16 protein-coding genes are annotated in these 17,135 nt (G+C 29.0%); 14 read left to right on the top strand and 2 right to left on the bottom strand.

What is annotated here, in order from left to right; all coding sequences use genetic code 11:
* The 14 genes from KQY27_RS07915 to KQY27_RS07850 form a co-directional block, all read left to right on the top strand.
* A partial coding sequence (locus tag KQY27_RS07915; RefSeq protein ID WP_224426040.1) for a formate/nitrite transporter family protein occupies positions 1-186 on the top strand: 186 nt, incomplete at its 5' end.
* Between the two features lie 1,096 nt (positions 187-1,282).
* Positions 1,283-3,343 carry a formate dehydrogenase subunit alpha gene (gene fdhF / locus KQY27_RS07910; protein WP_224426039.1) on the top strand — a complete coding sequence of 687 codons (2,061 nt, stop codon included), beginning with the start codon at positions 1,283-1,285 and terminating at the stop codon, positions 3,341-3,343.
* A gap of 5 nt (positions 3,344-3,348) precedes the next feature.
* Complete coding sequence (locus tag KQY27_RS07905; RefSeq protein WP_224426038.1) at positions 3,349-4,557, top strand: Coenzyme F420 hydrogenase/dehydrogenase, beta subunit C-terminal domain; 1,209 nt, start codon at positions 3,349-3,351, stop codon at positions 4,555-4,557.
* A gap of 851 nt (positions 4,558-5,408) precedes the next feature.
* Positions 5,409-6,140: a molybdopterin-guanine dinucleotide biosynthesis protein B gene (gene mobB, locus KQY27_RS07900; protein ID WP_342765754.1), complete on the top strand. Its 732-nt coding sequence runs from the start codon at positions 5,409-5,411 to the stop codon at positions 6,138-6,140.
* A complete protein-coding gene (gene moaA / locus KQY27_RS07895; RefSeq protein WP_224426037.1) occupies positions 6,124-7,236 on the top strand; it encodes a GTP 3',8-cyclase MoaA in 1,113 nt (370 codons plus the stop codon). Before mobB ends, moaA begins: the two co-directional genes overlap by 17 nt.
* A 687-nt stretch (positions 7,237-7,923) precedes the next feature.
* Positions 7,924-8,400, top strand: a complete 477-nt coding sequence (locus KQY27_RS07890) for a helix-turn-helix domain-containing protein (RefSeq protein ID WP_224426036.1) — start codon at positions 7,924-7,926, stop codon at positions 8,398-8,400.
* Complete coding sequence (gene fwdF / locus KQY27_RS07885) at positions 8,375-9,412, top strand: tungsten-dependent formylmethanofuran dehydrogenase subunit FwdF (RefSeq protein ID WP_224426035.1); 1,038 nt, start codon at positions 8,375-8,377, stop codon at positions 9,410-9,412. Before KQY27_RS07890 ends, fwdF begins: the two co-directional genes overlap by 26 nt.
* Positions 9,413-9,448: 36 nt before the next feature.
* Entirely contained in the window at positions 9,449-9,679 is a 231-nt protein-coding gene (locus tag KQY27_RS07880; protein ID WP_224426034.1) for a 4Fe-4S binding protein, read from the top strand.
* Between the two features lie 66 nt (positions 9,680-9,745).
* The gene (locus KQY27_RS07875; RefSeq protein WP_342765753.1) at positions 9,746-10,231 is read left to right on the top strand and encodes a molybdopterin dinucleotide binding domain-containing protein; all 486 of its coding nucleotides are present in this window, start codon (positions 9,746-9,748) and stop codon (positions 10,229-10,231) included.
* Positions 10,232-10,245: 14 nt separating this feature from the next.
* Entirely contained in the window at positions 10,246-11,595 is a 1,350-nt protein-coding gene (locus tag KQY27_RS07870) for a formylmethanofuran dehydrogenase subunit B (protein WP_224426032.1), read from the top strand.
* A 12-nt stretch (positions 11,596-11,607) separates the two neighbouring features.
* Positions 11,608-13,317 (top strand): formylmethanofuran dehydrogenase subunit A, encoded by a 1,710-nt coding sequence (locus KQY27_RS07865; RefSeq protein ID WP_224426031.1) that lies wholly within the window; start codon positions 11,608-11,610, stop codon positions 13,315-13,317.
* A gap of 9 nt (positions 13,318-13,326) precedes the next feature.
* Positions 13,327-14,148: a formylmethanofuran dehydrogenase subunit C gene (locus tag KQY27_RS07860; RefSeq protein WP_224426030.1), complete on the top strand. Its 822-nt coding sequence runs from the start codon at positions 13,327-13,329 to the stop codon at positions 14,146-14,148.
* Positions 14,149-14,660: 512 nt separating this feature from the next.
* Entirely contained in the window at positions 14,661-14,954 is a 294-nt protein-coding gene (locus KQY27_RS07855) for a DUF2097 domain-containing protein (RefSeq protein ID WP_224426029.1), read from the top strand.
* 27 nt (positions 14,955-14,981) lie between these two features.
* Positions 14,982-15,290, top strand: coding sequence for a DUF2097 domain-containing protein (locus KQY27_RS07850; RefSeq protein WP_224426028.1), 309 nt, complete (start codon positions 14,982-14,984; stop codon positions 15,288-15,290).
* A gap of 221 nt (positions 15,291-15,511) precedes the next feature.
* Here KQY27_RS07850 and KQY27_RS07845 read toward each other — a convergent pair whose 3' ends face one another.
* Both KQY27_RS07845 and KQY27_RS07840 read right to left on the bottom strand, forming a co-directional pair.
* On the bottom strand, positions 15,512-16,615 hold the full coding sequence (locus KQY27_RS07845; protein ID WP_224426027.1) for an ATP-binding cassette domain-containing protein: 1,104 nt from the start codon (positions 16,613-16,615) through the stop codon (positions 15,512-15,514).
* A gap of 118 nt (positions 16,616-16,733) precedes the next feature.
* Positions 16,734-17,135: ABC transporter permease subunit (locus KQY27_RS07840; protein ID WP_224426026.1), on the bottom strand; the 402-nt coding region annotated here is incomplete at its 5' end.

Here is a 17,135-nt window from a genome sequence, read left to right as displayed (position 1 = left end):
TTTGAGCACTCTGTTGCTAATATGTTTTTCATACCTGTTGGGATTTTCTTAGGGAAAGTTACTTGGTATCAATGTATTGTTAACAATTTAATTCCAGTTACTATTGGAAATATTATTGGTGGTGCAATCTTCGTCGGAGTCCTGTACTGGTACACGTATCTAAGAGGCCAAGATTCAAATACATAAAATCAATTAGTTTAGTTCATTTAATAATGTAAAATGATAAATAATAATGTAATTACCATAGATAAATGAATGTGTTTTGATATTATATTGGCATAATTTAGCTAAAAAACAAGATAAGAACAACTATAAAAATAAGAGTTCCTAACTTCAAGGATTTACAATATCAATACACTACTAGTAATACTCTACTAAATAATGCAGTAATATATGTTAGGTTATACTACTGTTACTTCTGGTCAGTTATAATGCTACAATACTTGCTATAATTACTTTATCTATCTAAGTAAAATGTTAATATTGATCTAATAAAATCACTAATAGTACTAAATTGCAAATAACTCTATAATACTCTATTTACTTCAATAGCTGCCAAAATACCACTAATATTAGCATGACTAATACTATTACTATTATTACTATTAACTATTAACTACTATTAACTACTGTTACTCAAGCACACTATTAATTTATACATTGTTATTGACTCTGTTTTTACATTGTTATCATGGATTTTATTAATTAAGTAGTTTTTATAATATTTCTGTACTATGGCTAAAATTAATTCAGTATTACTAATATATATTTTATTATTATAACTATATTTATCTAAATTATTCTATTATTAATAAAATGAGTAATCTTTTTGGATTTTGATGTTAATGGTAATAATAGGATTAAAACTGTTAATAGCTAATATTAATAGATAACTATATATTTAAAGACCTTTAAATCAATAAATAATATAAAATAGTATAATAAATTCTAATATAGTTGAATGTAGATTAGTAAACAATTAAATGTTAATGAAATTAAATGTTAATGAAATAATTAATAATTAATAATTAAAATAAATAAAACAATTAAATTATTAATCAAATATTTTAATGAACTACTGTTTAATGAACCATTGAACTGGATAAAATAAACTGATAAATAATAAACTATGGACTTAATTTTACAATATTATTAAGAATCTAGTTTAAATATTTAAATATTAGTTTAAATACACTAATAGTACACTATTAGGCTAATTGAATAAAAAGAATAATAAATAATTTATTAAATTAATATTAAAGTCATTTAAGGAGAGTATTAAATGGTTGAAATGAAATATGTTCCTACAATATGTCCATATTGTGGAACTGGATGTGGACTTAACCTTGTTGTCGTAGATGAAAAGGTTGTTGGTGTAGAACCATGGAAAAGACATCCAGTAAATGAAGGAAAATTATGTCCTAAAGGAATGTTCGCTCATGAATTTATTCATAGAGAAGATAGGCTTACAAAGCCATTAATTAAAGAAGAAAATGGAGAATTTAGAGAAGCTGAATGGGATGAAGCTTTAGATTTAGTTGCATCCAAGCTTGGTGAAATTAAAGCTAATAACCCAGATGATATTGGATTTTTAGCTTGTGCAAGATCTCCAAATGAAAATATTTATATTACTCAAAAATTTGCTCGTAAAGTTATTGGTACTCACAATGTGGATCATTGTGCAAGAATTTGTCACGGACCTACTGTAGCAGGACTTGCTAGAACATTTGGTTCAGGTGCTATGACAAATGATTTCATAAGTATTGAAAGTGCTGATGTTATATTTATAATTGGTTCTAACAATATGGAAGCTCATCCATTGTTTGGTAGAAGAGTTATTAGGGCTAAGAAAAATGGAGCAAAAATTATTGTTGCTGACCCACGTTATACTCCAACAGCAAAATTAGCTGATATGTATATCGAATTTAGGTCTGGTAGAGATGTACCATTATTAAATGCAATGATGAAAATTATCATTGATAATGATTTACAAGATGATGAGTTTATTAAAAATAGAACTAAAAACTATCAGAGACTTAAAGAAACTGTAGCTAAATATGATCTAGATTATGTTGCAGAATTAGCTGAAACTGATCCAGAAAAAATTAAAGAAGCAGCTTTAATGTATGCAAAAGCAGAAAATGCAGCTATTGTTTATTCATTAGGTATTACAGAACATAGGCATGGGGCTGATAATGTTATGGCTAATGCAAACTTAGCTATGTTAACTGGTAATATTGGTAAAATTGGTTCTGGTGTTAACCCACTTAGAGGCCAAAATAACGTACAAGGTGCTTGTGATATGGGTGCTCTTCCTACTGACTATCCAGGATACCAAAAAGTTGTTAATGAGGATGCTCAAAGAGTTGTTGAGCAAAATTGGACTTGTACACTTGATGGGTGTGCACCAGGTTTAACTGTTGTTGAAATGATGCATGCTGCTGCTGATGGTAACATTAAAGCTATGTATATTACAGGTGAAGATCCAGTTCTTTCAGATCCTGATACAAATCATGTTATTGAAGCTATGGAGAATTTAGACTTTTTAGTTGTTCAAGATATTTTCATGTCAGAAACAGCTAGATATGCTGATGTTGTTTTCCCAGCTGCAGGTTGGGGTGAACAAGAAGGTACTTTCACCAATGGTGAAAGAAGAGTTCAAAGAGTTCGTAAAGCTGTTGAAGCTCCTGGTGAAGCAAAATATGATTGGGAGATTATGAAAGAAATAGCTGTTAGAATGGGTGCAGAACCAGAACAATTCACATATAATAATGCTCAAGAAATATTTGATGAAATGAGAATGATCACTCCTCAATACAGAGGAATGACATATGAAAGATTAGAAAAACCAGAAGCATTACATTGGCCATGTCCTGATGAAGAACATCCTGGTCAAGGACTTATGCATGTAGATAAATTTGCACATCCTGATGGATTAGGTGTATTTGAACCTGCTGATTATATTGGTCCTTCTGAACTTCCAGATAATGATTATCCATTAGTTTTAACTACTACAAGAACTTTGTTCCACTATCATGCAAGTATGACTAGAAGATGTAAAACTTTAGATAATGAATTACCTACTGGTTATGTAGAAATTAATGATAAAGATGCTAAAAAATTAGGTATTTTAAACAGAGAAACTGTTAAAGTAAAATCTAGAAGAGGGGAAATTGAAATTCCTGCAAGAGTGACACCAGACATTATGGAAGGAGAAGTAAATATTCCAATGCACTTCTTTGAATGTGCTGCTAACTATTTAACAACAGGTAGAGAATTAGATCCTAAATCTAAAATGGCAGAATTAAAAGTCTGTGCAGTTTCTGTTGAAAAAATGGAGTGATTTCAATGTCAGTAAAAGTAAATGATATGTGTTATATGTGGTCTGCTGATGATGACATAGCTAGCAAAGGGGAATATGGTGGAGCTGTAACTACACTAATGAAATACATGCTTGAAAAAGGTATTGTTGATGCAGTATTAGCTGTTGAAGAAGGTGTAGATTTATATGATGCTGTTCCTACATTAATAACTGATCCTAACGATATAGAAAAATCTGCAGGTTCTCTCCATTGTGGTACAGTTAACTTAGCTAAAGTTGTTGAAAGATATTTAGATGGTTTAAAAGATATAAAAGTTGCTGTAACATGTAAACCATGTGATGCAATGACTTTAAGAGAACTTATTAAGAAGGGAAGAGTTATAGAAGATAATTTAATCATGGTTGGTGTAAATTGTGGAGGAACAATGCCTCCAAATAAAACTAGAATCATGATTGATGAAATTTTTGAATTAAACCCTGATGATGTAGTTAAAGAAGAAATTGCAAAAGGTAAATTAATCATTGAAACCAAAAATGATGAAAAAGAAATAAGTATTGATGAACTTGAAGAAAATGGCTGGGGTCGAAGAACTAATTGTCAAAGATGTGACGTAAATATACCTCAAATGGCAGATATGGCTCTTGGAAACTGGGGAGTTATAGGTCCATTAGCTGGAAAAGCTACTTTTGTAGAAGTGTTTTCCCAAAAAGGTGCAGATGTTCTCGATAAAGCTATTTCTGAAGGTGTTGTTAAAACTGAAGAACCTAATCCTAAAGGCATTGAAATCAGAGAAAAAATCAACCAATCCATGCTAAATATAGCTGATAAAGCTAAAGATAGAGATTATGGTGATCTTGAAGGAGATATTTTGTCTGTTTTCGCTGAATTCCAAGATGAATTTTCTAGATGTATGAAATGTTTCGGCTGTCGTGAAGCTTGTCCTATCTGTTACTGTGATGATTGTATTTTGGAAACAAGAGGGCCTGATTGGATAACTAAAGGTTTAATTCCAGCTGCACCATCATTCCATTTAGGAAGATTAGTACACATGGCTGATTCCTGTACAAATTGTGGACAATGTGAAGAAGTTTGTCCTTCTGAAATTCCTGTTGCTCAGTTTTGGGATGCAATTAATAGCAAAATCAAAGCTATTTATGGTTATAATACTGGAATTGAAGATGATTCTGTACTTTCTCCATTGTCAGACTATCCAGATAAAGGATTAAGAGATTAAATCTCCGTAAATTATGAATGAATTGTAAAGAATATAGCTGTGATATTTTTATATTATTTAAAAAGTTTAATAATTAAAAATATTACTTAGCTATTTCTTATTATTTTAACTATATTGGGATATATCTTTTTAGTTAAATAGTGATTCAAAATAATGGATTATTTATTCTTATAAAAAATTCTTATAAAAAATAAATTTTTAATTTTTAAGTTTTTTCATTTTTATAGGAAGAAAATAAAATAGAGATTTCACTTTTAAAATTTCACCCAAATGAATACCTCTTTAAATGATATCCTAAATCGCTCATCTGATTAAAACCATATTCATAATGAGGGGGTATATATAATATCTCAATTTTATTTTTCTTCTTTTTTCTTTTATAATCATTATAAAAATTATTATGCGTTGATTGATTAGTATTAACATGATAATGTTAGATATGGGATAAAATAAATTCATTTTCAACGTTTTTAATCAAAAAATTAATATTGATGAAAAATAAATAGATAATAAGATAAACTTTTTAAATTAAATTATAAACTAATAAATATAAAATAATATTATTATTATTATAAATTATTAATTAGATATTATATCGATTAAAACATAATATTATTAAATTATAATATAATTCTTTATTAATTATAATATTTTATTATAATATATAATATAAAATTTTAAAACTAATAATCTAAAATAAATATAAATTGTTATAATATAAATTGTTATATTATTTATATTATTTAGAATAATTATAAATTTAAAATAATTATAAATTAAAGTTATTAATACAAATATAATGTATTAAATAAGATTATCCTGATTATTTATAAAATTATTCTAATAAGTAAATTAATGGAAGTGCTATTATTAAAATAATTTCCGTTGTAGGTAAAAAAGATACTGGTAAAACATCTCTAACTGTCAAAATTATAGAAGAACTAAGAAAAAGAGATTTAAAAGTAGCTAGTATTAAACATTCTCATCACATGCTTGAAATGGATAGAGAAAACACTGATACTTGGAAACATAAAGAAGCAGGTTCTGAAACTGTAGTTGGTATTGGTAGTCGGACTTTTTTCAATATAGCTAAAGATTTACCATTAGAAAGAATACTTTTTTTAATAAAGATAATTGATGAACCTGATTTTGTTGTAATTGAAGGTTTTAAAAATTATAGTTATCCAAAAATATCAACATCAAAAGAAATTGTTGATGATTTTACTTTAAGAAATATTGATGCATTAAATATAAAAGATGAAGAAATACCAGAACTTGTTGATTTCATTGAAAAACATAGTTATGATATTATTGATACTCTTTACACTAATAATTGTGGTTTAAATAATGGTGAAGCTATTGGAAAAGCTATTATCAATCAAGAAAATCTTGATATAGATGATCTTGATGATATCGATGTACATTTATCAATCAATGAGAAAGTTATTGGTTTAAATTCTTTTGTAAATATTTTCATGAAAAATAGTATTATTGGAATGTTAAAATCACTAAAAACTGAAGAATATGGAATTAAAGATCTCGAAAAAATAGAAATTGTGATTAATAATGGAAACAAAGAATAATATAGGGGAAAACATATCTCCTTTTATGGAAGATAATATTGATAAAGATCCTTCTTTTGATAAAGGAAAAAATAGGGTAAATAATCTAAATAATAATTTAGAAAACCAAGTAGAAACCCCGACAGAAACCTCGACAGAAACTCTGGTAGAAACCCTGGTACAAAATAAAGTGGAAGATAAGTATAATCGACCAATTTTTTCTCTTCGTCTTTCTATAACTAATAGATGTAATATAAATTGTTTATATTGTCATCATGATGGTATGATGCCTTCTGATAAAGAAATGACTCCTGATGAGATTTTTCAAATTTTAAAAGTAGCTAAATCTTTAGGTATCAAAAAAATAAGGTTTTCTGGTGGAGAACCTCTTATTAGGAAAGATATTGTTGAAATTGTCGAAAAAACAGCTTCCTTAGATTTTAAAGATATTTCAATAACTACAAATGGAATTTTATTAGATAAATATGCTGAAGATTTGTTTAATGCAGGATTAAACAGAGTCAATATTAGTTTTGATACATTAAATCCAGATACTTACAAAAAAATTACATCAAAAAGCTATCTTAAAGAAGCAAAAAAAGGAGTATTAAAAGCTGTTGAAGTTGGTTTAAATCCAGTTAAATTAAACATGGTCATCATGAAAGGAATAAACGATGATGAAGTAATGGAAATGTTTGATTTTGCAAAAGAAAATGGAATTGTTCTTCAATTAATTGAGTTAATGAAATCCGAAAATTGTGATGATAATGCTTTTAGTGAGGAATATCATTTTGATATGGGACCATTAGAAAAAGATTTGGAGAATATGGCTGAAAAGATCAAAACTCGTAAGTTTATGCAAGACAGAAAAAAATATTTCATTGATGATGGTGAAATTGAAGTTGTTAGACCAATGGATAACACTAAATTTTGTGAAAATTGTACTAGGCTCAGAATAACTCCAGAAGGAAAAATTAAACCATGTTTACTTAGAAATGACAATCTTATTGATATAATTGGTCCAATAAGAGAGGGTATTTCGCAAGATAAACTTAAATCTATATTTTTACAAGGTATCAATAATAGAGAACCTTATTATACTAATGAAAATCATTAATGAATCTAATCTTAAAGATTCAATAAAATAATATTTAATTTTATAATTTAATTATTAATAATTATTTAATTTTATAATTATTATTTTAAAAATAATTTTAAAAATAATTTATATTTAAATATTTAATTATTTAATTTTATAATTTTAATAATTTTTTAAAAATTAATAAGATTTTCACATTTTTCTCATTTTTTCTCATTTTTTCCAATAATTTTAGTATGATTTTTTCATAATATTTACATAATATTTTTGTTATTTTCATCATATTTTCATTATATTTTTTCATAATTTTTTATAATTTTTTCATTTTATTTTTTCATTTTTTTGTAATGATTTTTATTCATTTTTTTAAATTTTATTTATAAATAAATTTATTAAAAAATAGTTTTGGATCTCCTAATTTTTAAGTATTTTCACCATATTTTTCTATTTTTTGAAAATCGTTATATTCTGTTTACAACGATTTTATATTTATATTTTTTTAATTAATCTATTTTTATCATTTATTTTATTAATTTTATTATTATTTGATACTAATTGCTCTTTAAATCATTTTTTATTTGTTTTTAAAATTCATTAGATGTGTGTATACTACACTCTAATATATAAGTATTTCTATATTCTTCTAGTAGGTATCTTTATATTAATAAGAATCAAATGTGTATATAATACACATGGTGAAAGAACATGCCAACTCATATAGCTTCTGGTCTTAAATACTTAGCTGCAATCGAACTTAAAAAAAAAGGTTTCAATCAGCAAATGATTGCAGATGAGCTGGATATTGACCGCTCTACTGTTTCTCACTACCTTAATGGTAGAAATTTATCTTGGAATTCAATTGATGTAGCTAAGACTATAACAAACATGTGTCCAAAAGATTTTTTGATATTGACACAAACTTTATTTAAAGACGAGCGAAAAACCCGTAAAATTGTATCAATTTGTAAAAACGGGGATTATCGTACAGAAGTTGCAGATTCATGTATTGGATGTGGATTGTGTGTAGATTTGTGCTTAATGAAGGCAGTTAGTTTAGACTCCTTGAAAGCTCACATAAACTCCATTTGCTGTTGTGGATGCCTTCTTTGTCAAGAAGGATGCCCAACAAATTCTATAAAAATATTGGAGGTAAATAATGATCGCGAATACGAAAGAAGTTAAAGATGAAGGCTTTGACATTAAAAGATCAGCAGAAGAAATAAGAAATTTGTCTTTCAAAGATCATATTTGTATTGGTTGTGGAATATGTGAATCCACTTGCCCAGTAGATGCTATTAAAGTAGCAGATATGGGACCTATCGTAAGAGAGGAAATAGACCAATCTAAAATAGATATAGATGAAGATAAATGTGTTCTCTGTGGTATGTGCAGTGGATTATGTCCTGTAAATGCATTAGAATTCACTATCGATAACGAACCTATTTCTGAAATTGCTTCATATCCTCATTATGTCGCATCTGCCGAAATAGATGATGATACTTGTATTTATTGTCAAAGATGTGAAATTGCATGTCCTAGAGAAGCTATTACTATAGCTAGATCTTTACCAGAAAGATCAAACTTAGTAACTGGTGAGATTGAAGTGGATGAAGATGTTTGTATCCACTGTGGAATATGTGATGAAATGTGCCCAGCTGATGCTATTGATGTTGATAGAACCCCTGGTGCAGAAAGTATTGAAATTAACAAAGATAAGTGTGTCTACTGTTTAATTTGTAAGAAATCATGTCCTGTAAATGCAATTAAAGCAGCTTGTAGAAGTTGTTCTTACGGAGAATATGATATTAATCCAGAAGATGCAATCACTACTGGAAGTTCATTTATTGATGATGAAACTTGTGTAAAATGTGGTTGGTGTGAAGAAATTTGTCCTGTTGATGCAGCTAAAGTTAAAAAACAATATAAAGGCACTTTAGAAGTAGATGAAGACAAATGTACTGTTTGTGGAACTTGTATTGATGTATGTCCTTGTGATGTTTTATCATTCCCTGAGTCTCCTGGACCAGCTACAATAATTGAAAATATTAATGTAGATGAACAATTTTGTATACACTGTGGTGCATGTGAAAGAGCATGTCCTGTAGATGCTATTGATGTTAAAATTACTGATGTTGATTACACTCCAACAAAATCTAAATCTTGGATTGATAAGTTTGAGGCTCTAAAAGAATAATGGCTAGAAACTAGCTAAATTAATTATGGTGATTATATGGAACTTAAAGTAAATCAAGATAACTGCCTTGGATGTGGTGTATGTGTAGTGGCATGCCCAGTAAATGTTTCAATCAGTCCAGAAGTATCTGGTGGACATGGATCTAGGACAGAAGAAGTAATAATGATGGTCGAAAATGGCGTCATCAAACTTTTCAGTGATGATAAGTGTACAAAATGTGGAACATGTCAAATGTTCTGTCCTGTAGACGCCATATTTTTAGAATAGGGGTGTTAGTTTATGACATATATTGACAAACCAAGTGTTCCTAATGTAGTTAAATATGACGAACCTATGGCAACTAAAAGAGATAAATTAGAAGTCATGTTAAACACAGGATCTGATATTTACCAAGGTGCATGTAAAAAGAGAGGTTCTACATTAAAAGACGAATATCGTCATGTTGCAGGAACTGCTTACATGGATCCAAGAGATATGGCAAGATTAGGTGTTAAAAATTGGGATACTGCTTTAGTAAAAACTGATTGGGGAGAAGTTGTAGTATTTACTGCACACTCAAGAGATGCTCCTCATGAAGGTCAAATTTTCATTTGTAAAGGGCCTTGGGCAAATGTTGTAGTAAGTCCAGAAACTTACTGTTGTTGTGATCCTACTTACAAAGGAATTGATGCAACCATTGAAAAAACTGATAAAGAACCACTTCTTATGGCAGATTTAATGGCAGCAGTTTATATGAAATATGATAATGATGCTGAAAAAACTGTTAATAGGTTAACTGAAAAGAGAATTAATGTAGGTATAACCAAACCAGAAGAATGATAGGAGATGTAAATATGGCATATGAAGAACCAATTACAGACTATGATGAAATAGTTGAAAATTGTACTTGTGCTTTCTGTGGTTGTAATTGTGATGATTTAACCTACTTAGTTAAAGATGGTCATGTTGTTGGTGTAAGACATGCATGCCGTCTAGGTGCAAGTAAAGTTATGGAAGATATGGACCAAAGATTAATGGTTCCAATGATTCGTAATGAAGAAGGAGAACTTGTTGAAACTGACTGGGAAACTGCTTTAGATAAAGCTGCAGAACTTATTGCTGGTGCTGTAAGGCCTGTATTCTATGGATGGAGTGAAACTTCAATTGAAACCATGAAACATGGTATTAAATTAGGAGAACTCGTAGGTGCAGTTTTAGATAACCAAGCTACTATTTGTCACGGACCTTCTCTTCAAGCTGTTCAAAACGCAGGATATCCTGTTAACACATTAGGAGAAGTTAAAAATAGGGCGGACATGATTGTTTACTCTGGAAACAATGCAATGAATTCTCACCCAAGACATATGGGAAGATATTCTGCATTCCCAAGAGGATACTTCAGAAAAAGAGGAAGATTTGACAAGACTATTGTAACTATGGATCCTAGATATACAGATACTGCAAAAATGTCTGATATATGGGTAGGATTTGAACAAAATGGAGATTATGAATTTTATAATGCTATGAGAGCTGTTTTAAGAGGTAAAAAGCTTAAAAAAGATGTCATTTCTGGAATTCCTAAAGAAGACATCGAAGAACTTGTTGAAGCTATGAAAACAACTCAATATGGTTGTCTTTTCTTCGGCTTAGGCTTAACTCATACTTTATCTAAACAAAGAAACATTGATATAGCTATTAATTTAATTCAAGATTTAAATAAATTCACTAAATGGAATCTTGTACCTATGAGAGGACACTTTAATGTTAATGGATTTAATATTTTCATGGCATTTGAAATGGGATTCCCATACGGTGTTGACTTCTCAAGAGGTTATCCAAGATACATGAATGGTGAAACTAACACTATTGATTTATTAACAAGAGAAGAACCTGATGTATTTATGGTAATAGCTGCTGATCCTGGAGCTCACTTCCCTGGAGGAGCAAATAGGCATTTAGCCAATATTCCTGTTATTCAAATCGATATTCATTGGGGACCTTCTACTGAACTTGCAGATATTGTACTCCCAGGTTCATTTATTGGTGTAGAAGCTGCTGGAACCAGTTATAGAATGGATGGTGTTCCAATCTACATGAAAAAGGCTATTGATAAACCTGAAACTTGTAGGGACGATGAATGGATTGTTAGAGAACTTCACGAAAGAGTTCAGAAAATTAAAGGCGAAAAAATAGCTGGTAAATAAATAGGTGATCTAATGGAATACATAATTAAAAATGGTATTGTTTACGATCCTACTAATGAAATAGATGGGGAAAAGAAAGACGTAATGTTTAAAGATGGTAAAATCGTTGACAACGTCTCTTCTGATGCTAAAGTATTAGATGCAACTGATAAAGTTGTAATGGCTGCTGGTGTTGATCCTCATTCCCACATTGCTGGGCCGAAATTAGTTGTAGGAAGATTATACAGACCAGAAGATTCAAGAAAAGGAGTAAAACCTAAAACTGCTGCTACTCGTGCAGAAACTGGATTCTCTATACCAAGTTGTCCTGCAACTGGTTACAGATATTCAAGAATGGGTTATGGAACTGTTGTTGAAGCAGCTATGCCTCCTTTAGAAGCAAAACACACTCATGAAGAAATAACAGCTATTCCTAATCTTGATATTCCGGCTTTACCATTATTTGGTAACAACTGGTTTGTATTAGAATATGCAAAAGAAAAAAATATTGATGATTTGGCTGCTTTTATTTCTCAGTGGTTAAAACTCACTAGAGGGTATGGTGTTAAAATTGTAAACCCTGGTGGTAGTGAAGCTTGGGGTTGGGGAATGAATGTACATGGTATAGATGATCCTGTTCCTTATTGGGATGTAACTTCTCGTGAAGTTATTCATGCTTTAGCTGAAGCTAATGAGAAATTAGGACTTCCTCATTCAATACACCTTCACCCAAATGATTTGGGGCACCCTGGTAACTATGAAACTACTGTTGGAACTATGGATGTTATTAAAGACATCTCTAAAAACTCTCCTGTAAGAAATCAAACTGTTCACATGACTCACATCCAATATCATTCTTATGCGGGAACTAATTGGAGAGATTTCGAGTCTGGTGTAGAAGACGTTGCTAAATTCATTAACAGTAATGATTATGTTACTTGTGATGTTGGTCAAATCACTTTAGACGAAACCACAACAATGACTGCAGATGCTCCTATGGAATTCGATCTTCATCAATTAAATGGTCTTAAATGGGCTAATAAAGATATTGAACTCGAAACTGCAGCAGGTATTGTTCCTTTCATTTATTCTGGAAGAAACAGTGTACACTCTGTGCAATGGGCTATTGGTCTTGAAATGTTCTTAATGGTAAACAACCCATGGCAAATCATGTTAACCACTGACAGTCCTAATGCAGGTCCTTTCATAAGATATCCTAGAGTTATATCCTGGTTAATGAGTAACAAACGTAGAATGGAAATGATTGAAAACGGAGAAGTTCATAAGGCTGTAGGAAGAAAATCTTCCCTTGCAACACTTGATCGTGAATATGATTTCAATGAAATTGCTACTATTTCAAGAGCTGCTCCTGCAAAAGCTTATGGGTTCACTGATAGAGGTCACTTAGGGGCTGGAGCTAGAGCAGATATTGCAGTATATGATATCAATCCTAATGAAATCGATCCATCTAATGAATATGAAGCTATTGAACGTGCATTTGGTAATGCCGCACTAACAATTAAAGATGGACAAATCATAGTTCAAGATGGTGAAATTGTTTCTACTAAAGAAAGTCAAACCATATGGACAAATGTTCAAGGTATTGAAGAGCAAGAAAATGCACTTATGGAAAAAATTATGCCTGTATTTAACAAATATTACACTGTTAAATTTGAAAACTATCCAGTACATGATCATTATGTACATAACCCTATCAGGGTCGATATTCAAGCAGGTAAATAGGTATTAGAGGTGTTTAATTTGAAAACTATAACTTTTAATCAAAAGAAAACTTCTCCAATAGCACTTGAATTTGATGAATTGATTCCTGATACAATTTATGGATGGGAAAAATCAGATTTTGATAAGTATATGGTACCTATTGGAAATTCAAAATTCCCACTTTCTGACTACTTTGATGTAGAAGTAGAAGGTGAAGCTGAAGATGCTGCTCAAGTTAAAATGATTCTTAATGGAGATTTAGGAAGAGTTAAATATATTGGTAGCAAAATGACTGACGGTCAAATCATTGCTAATAGTAGTGTAGATCTTCACTGTGGTGCTGAAATGGCTGGAGGTAGTATTACTGTTAATGGTGATGCTGAAAGTTATGCAGGACGTGAAATGACTGGTGGAGAATTAGAAATCCTAGGTAATGTAAAAGAATTTTGTGGTGCTTCTTACATCGGTGATTGGAGAGGTATGACTGGTGGATCTATTATTATCCATGGTAATGCTGGAAAACAATTAGGTGAATGTTTGACTGGTGGAGAAATACATGTCAAAGGCGACTGTGATATTCTCGCCGGTATTCACATGAATAAAGGGCTTATCCAAATTGATGGTGATGTAACTAGATGGCCGGGTGGTCAAATGCAAAATGGGGATATTGTTATCAATGGAACTCTATCAAGAACTCTTGAAGGTTTTAATCAAGAAGAAATTGTTAGTGATCCTACCATTGCAGGAAAATCTTTCCCTGGTAAATACATCAAATTCACTGGTGATATAGCAAGAAATGGAAAAGGAAATCTTTGGTTAGCTGCAGAAAAAAATAGATATTTAATCTACTAACCAATTAATTTTTTCTTTTTCTTTTTTATTTTTTCTTTCTATTTTTATTTTTAGAATCTTTATATTGTAATCTTAATAAAATAATTTTACTTAAAACAGCTAAATATTTTTTAATAATCTTTAATACTCTTTAATATCTTTTTGAATTATTAAATATTATAAAATTAAACATTTTAAATTAAAAATATTATATGCTAATTATTGAAATTATTTTATTAACATTATTATGCTAAAAATTATAATAAAAATTTTGAATAATTATAAGAAAATATAATATTATATTAAAGATATATTATGTAATACATTAAAAAATTATATTAAAAAATCTATTAAAAAATTATATTAAGAAATTATATTAGAAAAATATAAGAAATTATATTAGAGAATTTATATTAAAAATCTATTAAAGAATTATTTTAAAAAAGAATTATATTGAAAATTACTTAATTTATATTTAATTCTATCTAATTATATTAATCATATTATTATATTTAATTTAAAAAGTGATATCTATGAAAGAAGAAATTGTTTTAAAGCCAGATGAAGCTTTAGAATATGTTAAATCTAATGTAAAGAAAGAAGACATTTTAGAATTGTCTTACAATAGAGTATTTGCACCAGGAGAAGTTCTTGATGTTATGGTTGAAAAAGAATTTGAGGAAGAGGAAGTAATAATTTCTTTGCATTTAAATGGAGATCTTGTTAATGATGTTGTTAGAGTTAATTTAAATAATATTAAAGATGATTTACTTGAAATAGGTCATATTACTGATGAAAAAGAAACTATAATTGTTATCGAAGATTAAAGCTATATAGAAATATTTGGTGAGATAATGAATACTAAAGAACTAGAAATGGATTGTGATGAAACTTTAGAGTATATTAAAAAGAATGTTAATGTTTATGATATATTAGAACTTTCCTATAATAGGGTCTTCACTCCTGGAGAAGTTTTAAATGTTGACACATCTGAATATGATGGTAAAGAAGGTTTAAAAGTAGTTATTCATGTATCTGAAGAAACTTTTACTTCTACTGTTGAGGTTGATCTTGAAGAGGTTAAAGATGAATTAATTGAAGTAATTCATATTCCTAAAAATAATAGTGAAAAAATAGTTATATTAGTGGATAGGTGTGCTTAAAATCGATTTTTTTGAATCGATAAAATTATAGTTGTTTAAATCAATATTTAAGATATATTTTATTTATATTTGTTTCTTATTCTATTATTTTATTTATTTATTTTTATTCATTTTTATTCTAATATTTTTATTCATTTACTTTTATTATTTTCAGTTTTTTAATTATTTTTTTAATAATTAGTAATTTATATTGTAAATGTATCAGAGAGATTTATAGCTATTCAATCTTCAGTAGATTTATAGCTATCTAATATATTAACATTCAATGATTTGAAACTCATATAAATTTCTTTTTCTATTTCTACTTCGAGGAATTCTGCAGAACTTTTTGTCAAAAGACCTTTGAAGATATTTCCATTTACATCAACATTAATTAGTGTTGTAGGTCCAGATTCTATAACTTCTATAATTGTTCCTTTCAGCTGATTTCTTGCTGAAGATTCAAATTTTTCATTAGAAAATATAATACTCTCTGGACGAATAGCTATTAATATTTTATCATTTTTATTTTTGTCTATTTTTTGTACACATTCGGTATCTGCACTTGTAATTTGGATACCATTATTTAATTCTATTATAGCTCTTTCAGAATCAATTTCAATGATTTTTCCTTCAAATATATTTTGAACTCCAACAAAATCTGCAACAAAATCACTTTTTGGTCGTGAAAATACATCATGTATGTTTGATAGCTGATGGATCTTTCCATCTTTCATAACACCTACTCTATCTGCTAAGTTCCAAATATCATTAAAATTATGAGTAACATGAAGAACAGTTGTTTTATAGTCTCGAACTATTTTTTTAATCAAAACTGTTAATTTTTTTTGTGTTGTAATGTCAAGTGCACTAAAAGGTTCATCCATAAGAATTATTTTTGGATCTACAATGAGTGTTCTTGCTAGTGAAGTTCGTTGTGCTTCTCCTCCACTTAATGTAGCTATATCACGATGAAGGATATGGTCTATTTTCATTTTTTTTGCAATTTTAACTATTTTTTCATGAATTTCTTCTTCTGAAAACTTTTTTCTAGCACCATAAGCGATATTTTCATAAACATCCATATTTGGAAATAAGATATTATCTTGATATACTATTCCAATACCTCGATTTTCTGGTTGAACATTATTCATTATTTTCCCATGTAATTTTATAATTCCTTTATCTGGGGAATAAAATCCAATTATTGTTTCTAATAAAACAGATTTTCCACTTCCTGTAGGCCCAATTAAAGTAACATATTCTCCTTCATTAACATCAAGGTTTATATTTTTCAGTTGGAATTCTCCTAAATCAACAGATAAATCTTCAATCTCTAAATACATAAAATCACAAATTTATATTAAATGTATATAATTAATCAATAATAGTAGCGATACTATCGAATCAATACTAGTTAAATATTCATAATTATCAAATATATATTAATTGTTTATATAATTGTTATATATGGTGTTCTTGAGCATATCTTTCCATCACAGCTATTGTTATAAATGAAATAACCACTAAAAGTATTCCTGCTGTAATTGCCATATCTATATCTCCTGTAGATAAATTAAGGTACATTGAAACAGCTAAAGTCTCTGTTTTCATTAAGATACCTCCTCCTACAAAGAGTACTGATGCAAATGTTCCTATACAACGGGCTAATGATATTATTCCACTAGCAAAAAGACCGTTTTTAGCCATTGGAAGAGTAACATTTACAAATGTAGATATTTCATTATATCCAAGACTACGAGAAACAAATTCATATCGAGGATCTATATAGTTAAAAGTAGAATATAATGTTCTAACTGCATAGGGCAATGCTACAAAAAATTGTGCTATTATTATTCCTCCACT

It is taken from the genome of Methanobrevibacter sp. TMH8 (genome assembly GCF_020148105.1).
Lineage (GTDB): Archaea > Methanobacteriota > Methanobacteria > Methanobacteriales > Methanobacteriaceae > Methanobinarius.
This window is presented reverse-complemented; position numbering and strand designations above follow the sequence as displayed.

Bases quoted from the DNA above. Each gene is read 5' to 3' on its own strand.
- KQY27_RS07880 (WP_224426034.1), top strand. From the start codon at position 9,449: ATGGAACTTAAAGTAAATCAAGATAACTGCCTTGGATGTGGTGTATGT.
- moaA (WP_224426037.1), top strand. From the start codon at position 6,124: ATGGAAACAAAGAATAATATAGGGGAAAACATATCTCCTTTTATGGAA.
- KQY27_RS07845 (WP_224426027.1), bottom strand. From the start codon at position 16,615: ATGTATTTAGAGATTGAAGATTTATCTGTTGATTTAGGAGAATTCCAA.
- KQY27_RS07905 (WP_224426038.1), top strand. From the start codon at position 3,349: ATGTCAGTAAAAGTAAATGATATGTGTTATATGTGGTCTGCTGATGAT.
- KQY27_RS07855 (WP_224426029.1), top strand. From the start codon at position 14,661: ATGAAAGAAGAAATTGTTTTAAAGCCAGATGAAGCTTTAGAATATGTT.
- KQY27_RS07850 (WP_224426028.1), top strand. From the start codon at position 14,982: ATGAATACTAAAGAACTAGAAATGGATTGTGATGAAACTTTAGAGTAT.
- KQY27_RS07875 (WP_342765753.1), top strand. From the start codon at position 9,746: ATGGCAACTAAAAGAGATAAATTAGAAGTCATGTTAAACACAGGATCT.
- KQY27_RS07865 (WP_224426031.1), top strand. From the start codon at position 11,608: ATGGAATACATAATTAAAAATGGTATTGTTTACGATCCTACTAATGAA.
- fwdF (WP_224426035.1), top strand. From the start codon at position 8,375: ATGATCGCGAATACGAAAGAAGTTAAAGATGAAGGCTTTGACATTAAA.
- KQY27_RS07890 (WP_224426036.1), top strand. From the start codon at position 7,924: ATGCCAACTCATATAGCTTCTGGTCTTAAATACTTAGCTGCAATCGAA.
- fdhF (WP_224426039.1), top strand. From the start codon at position 1,283: ATGGTTGAAATGAAATATGTTCCTACAATATGTCCATATTGTGGAACT.
- KQY27_RS07870 (WP_224426032.1), top strand. From the start codon at position 10,246: ATGGCATATGAAGAACCAATTACAGACTATGATGAAATAGTTGAAAAT.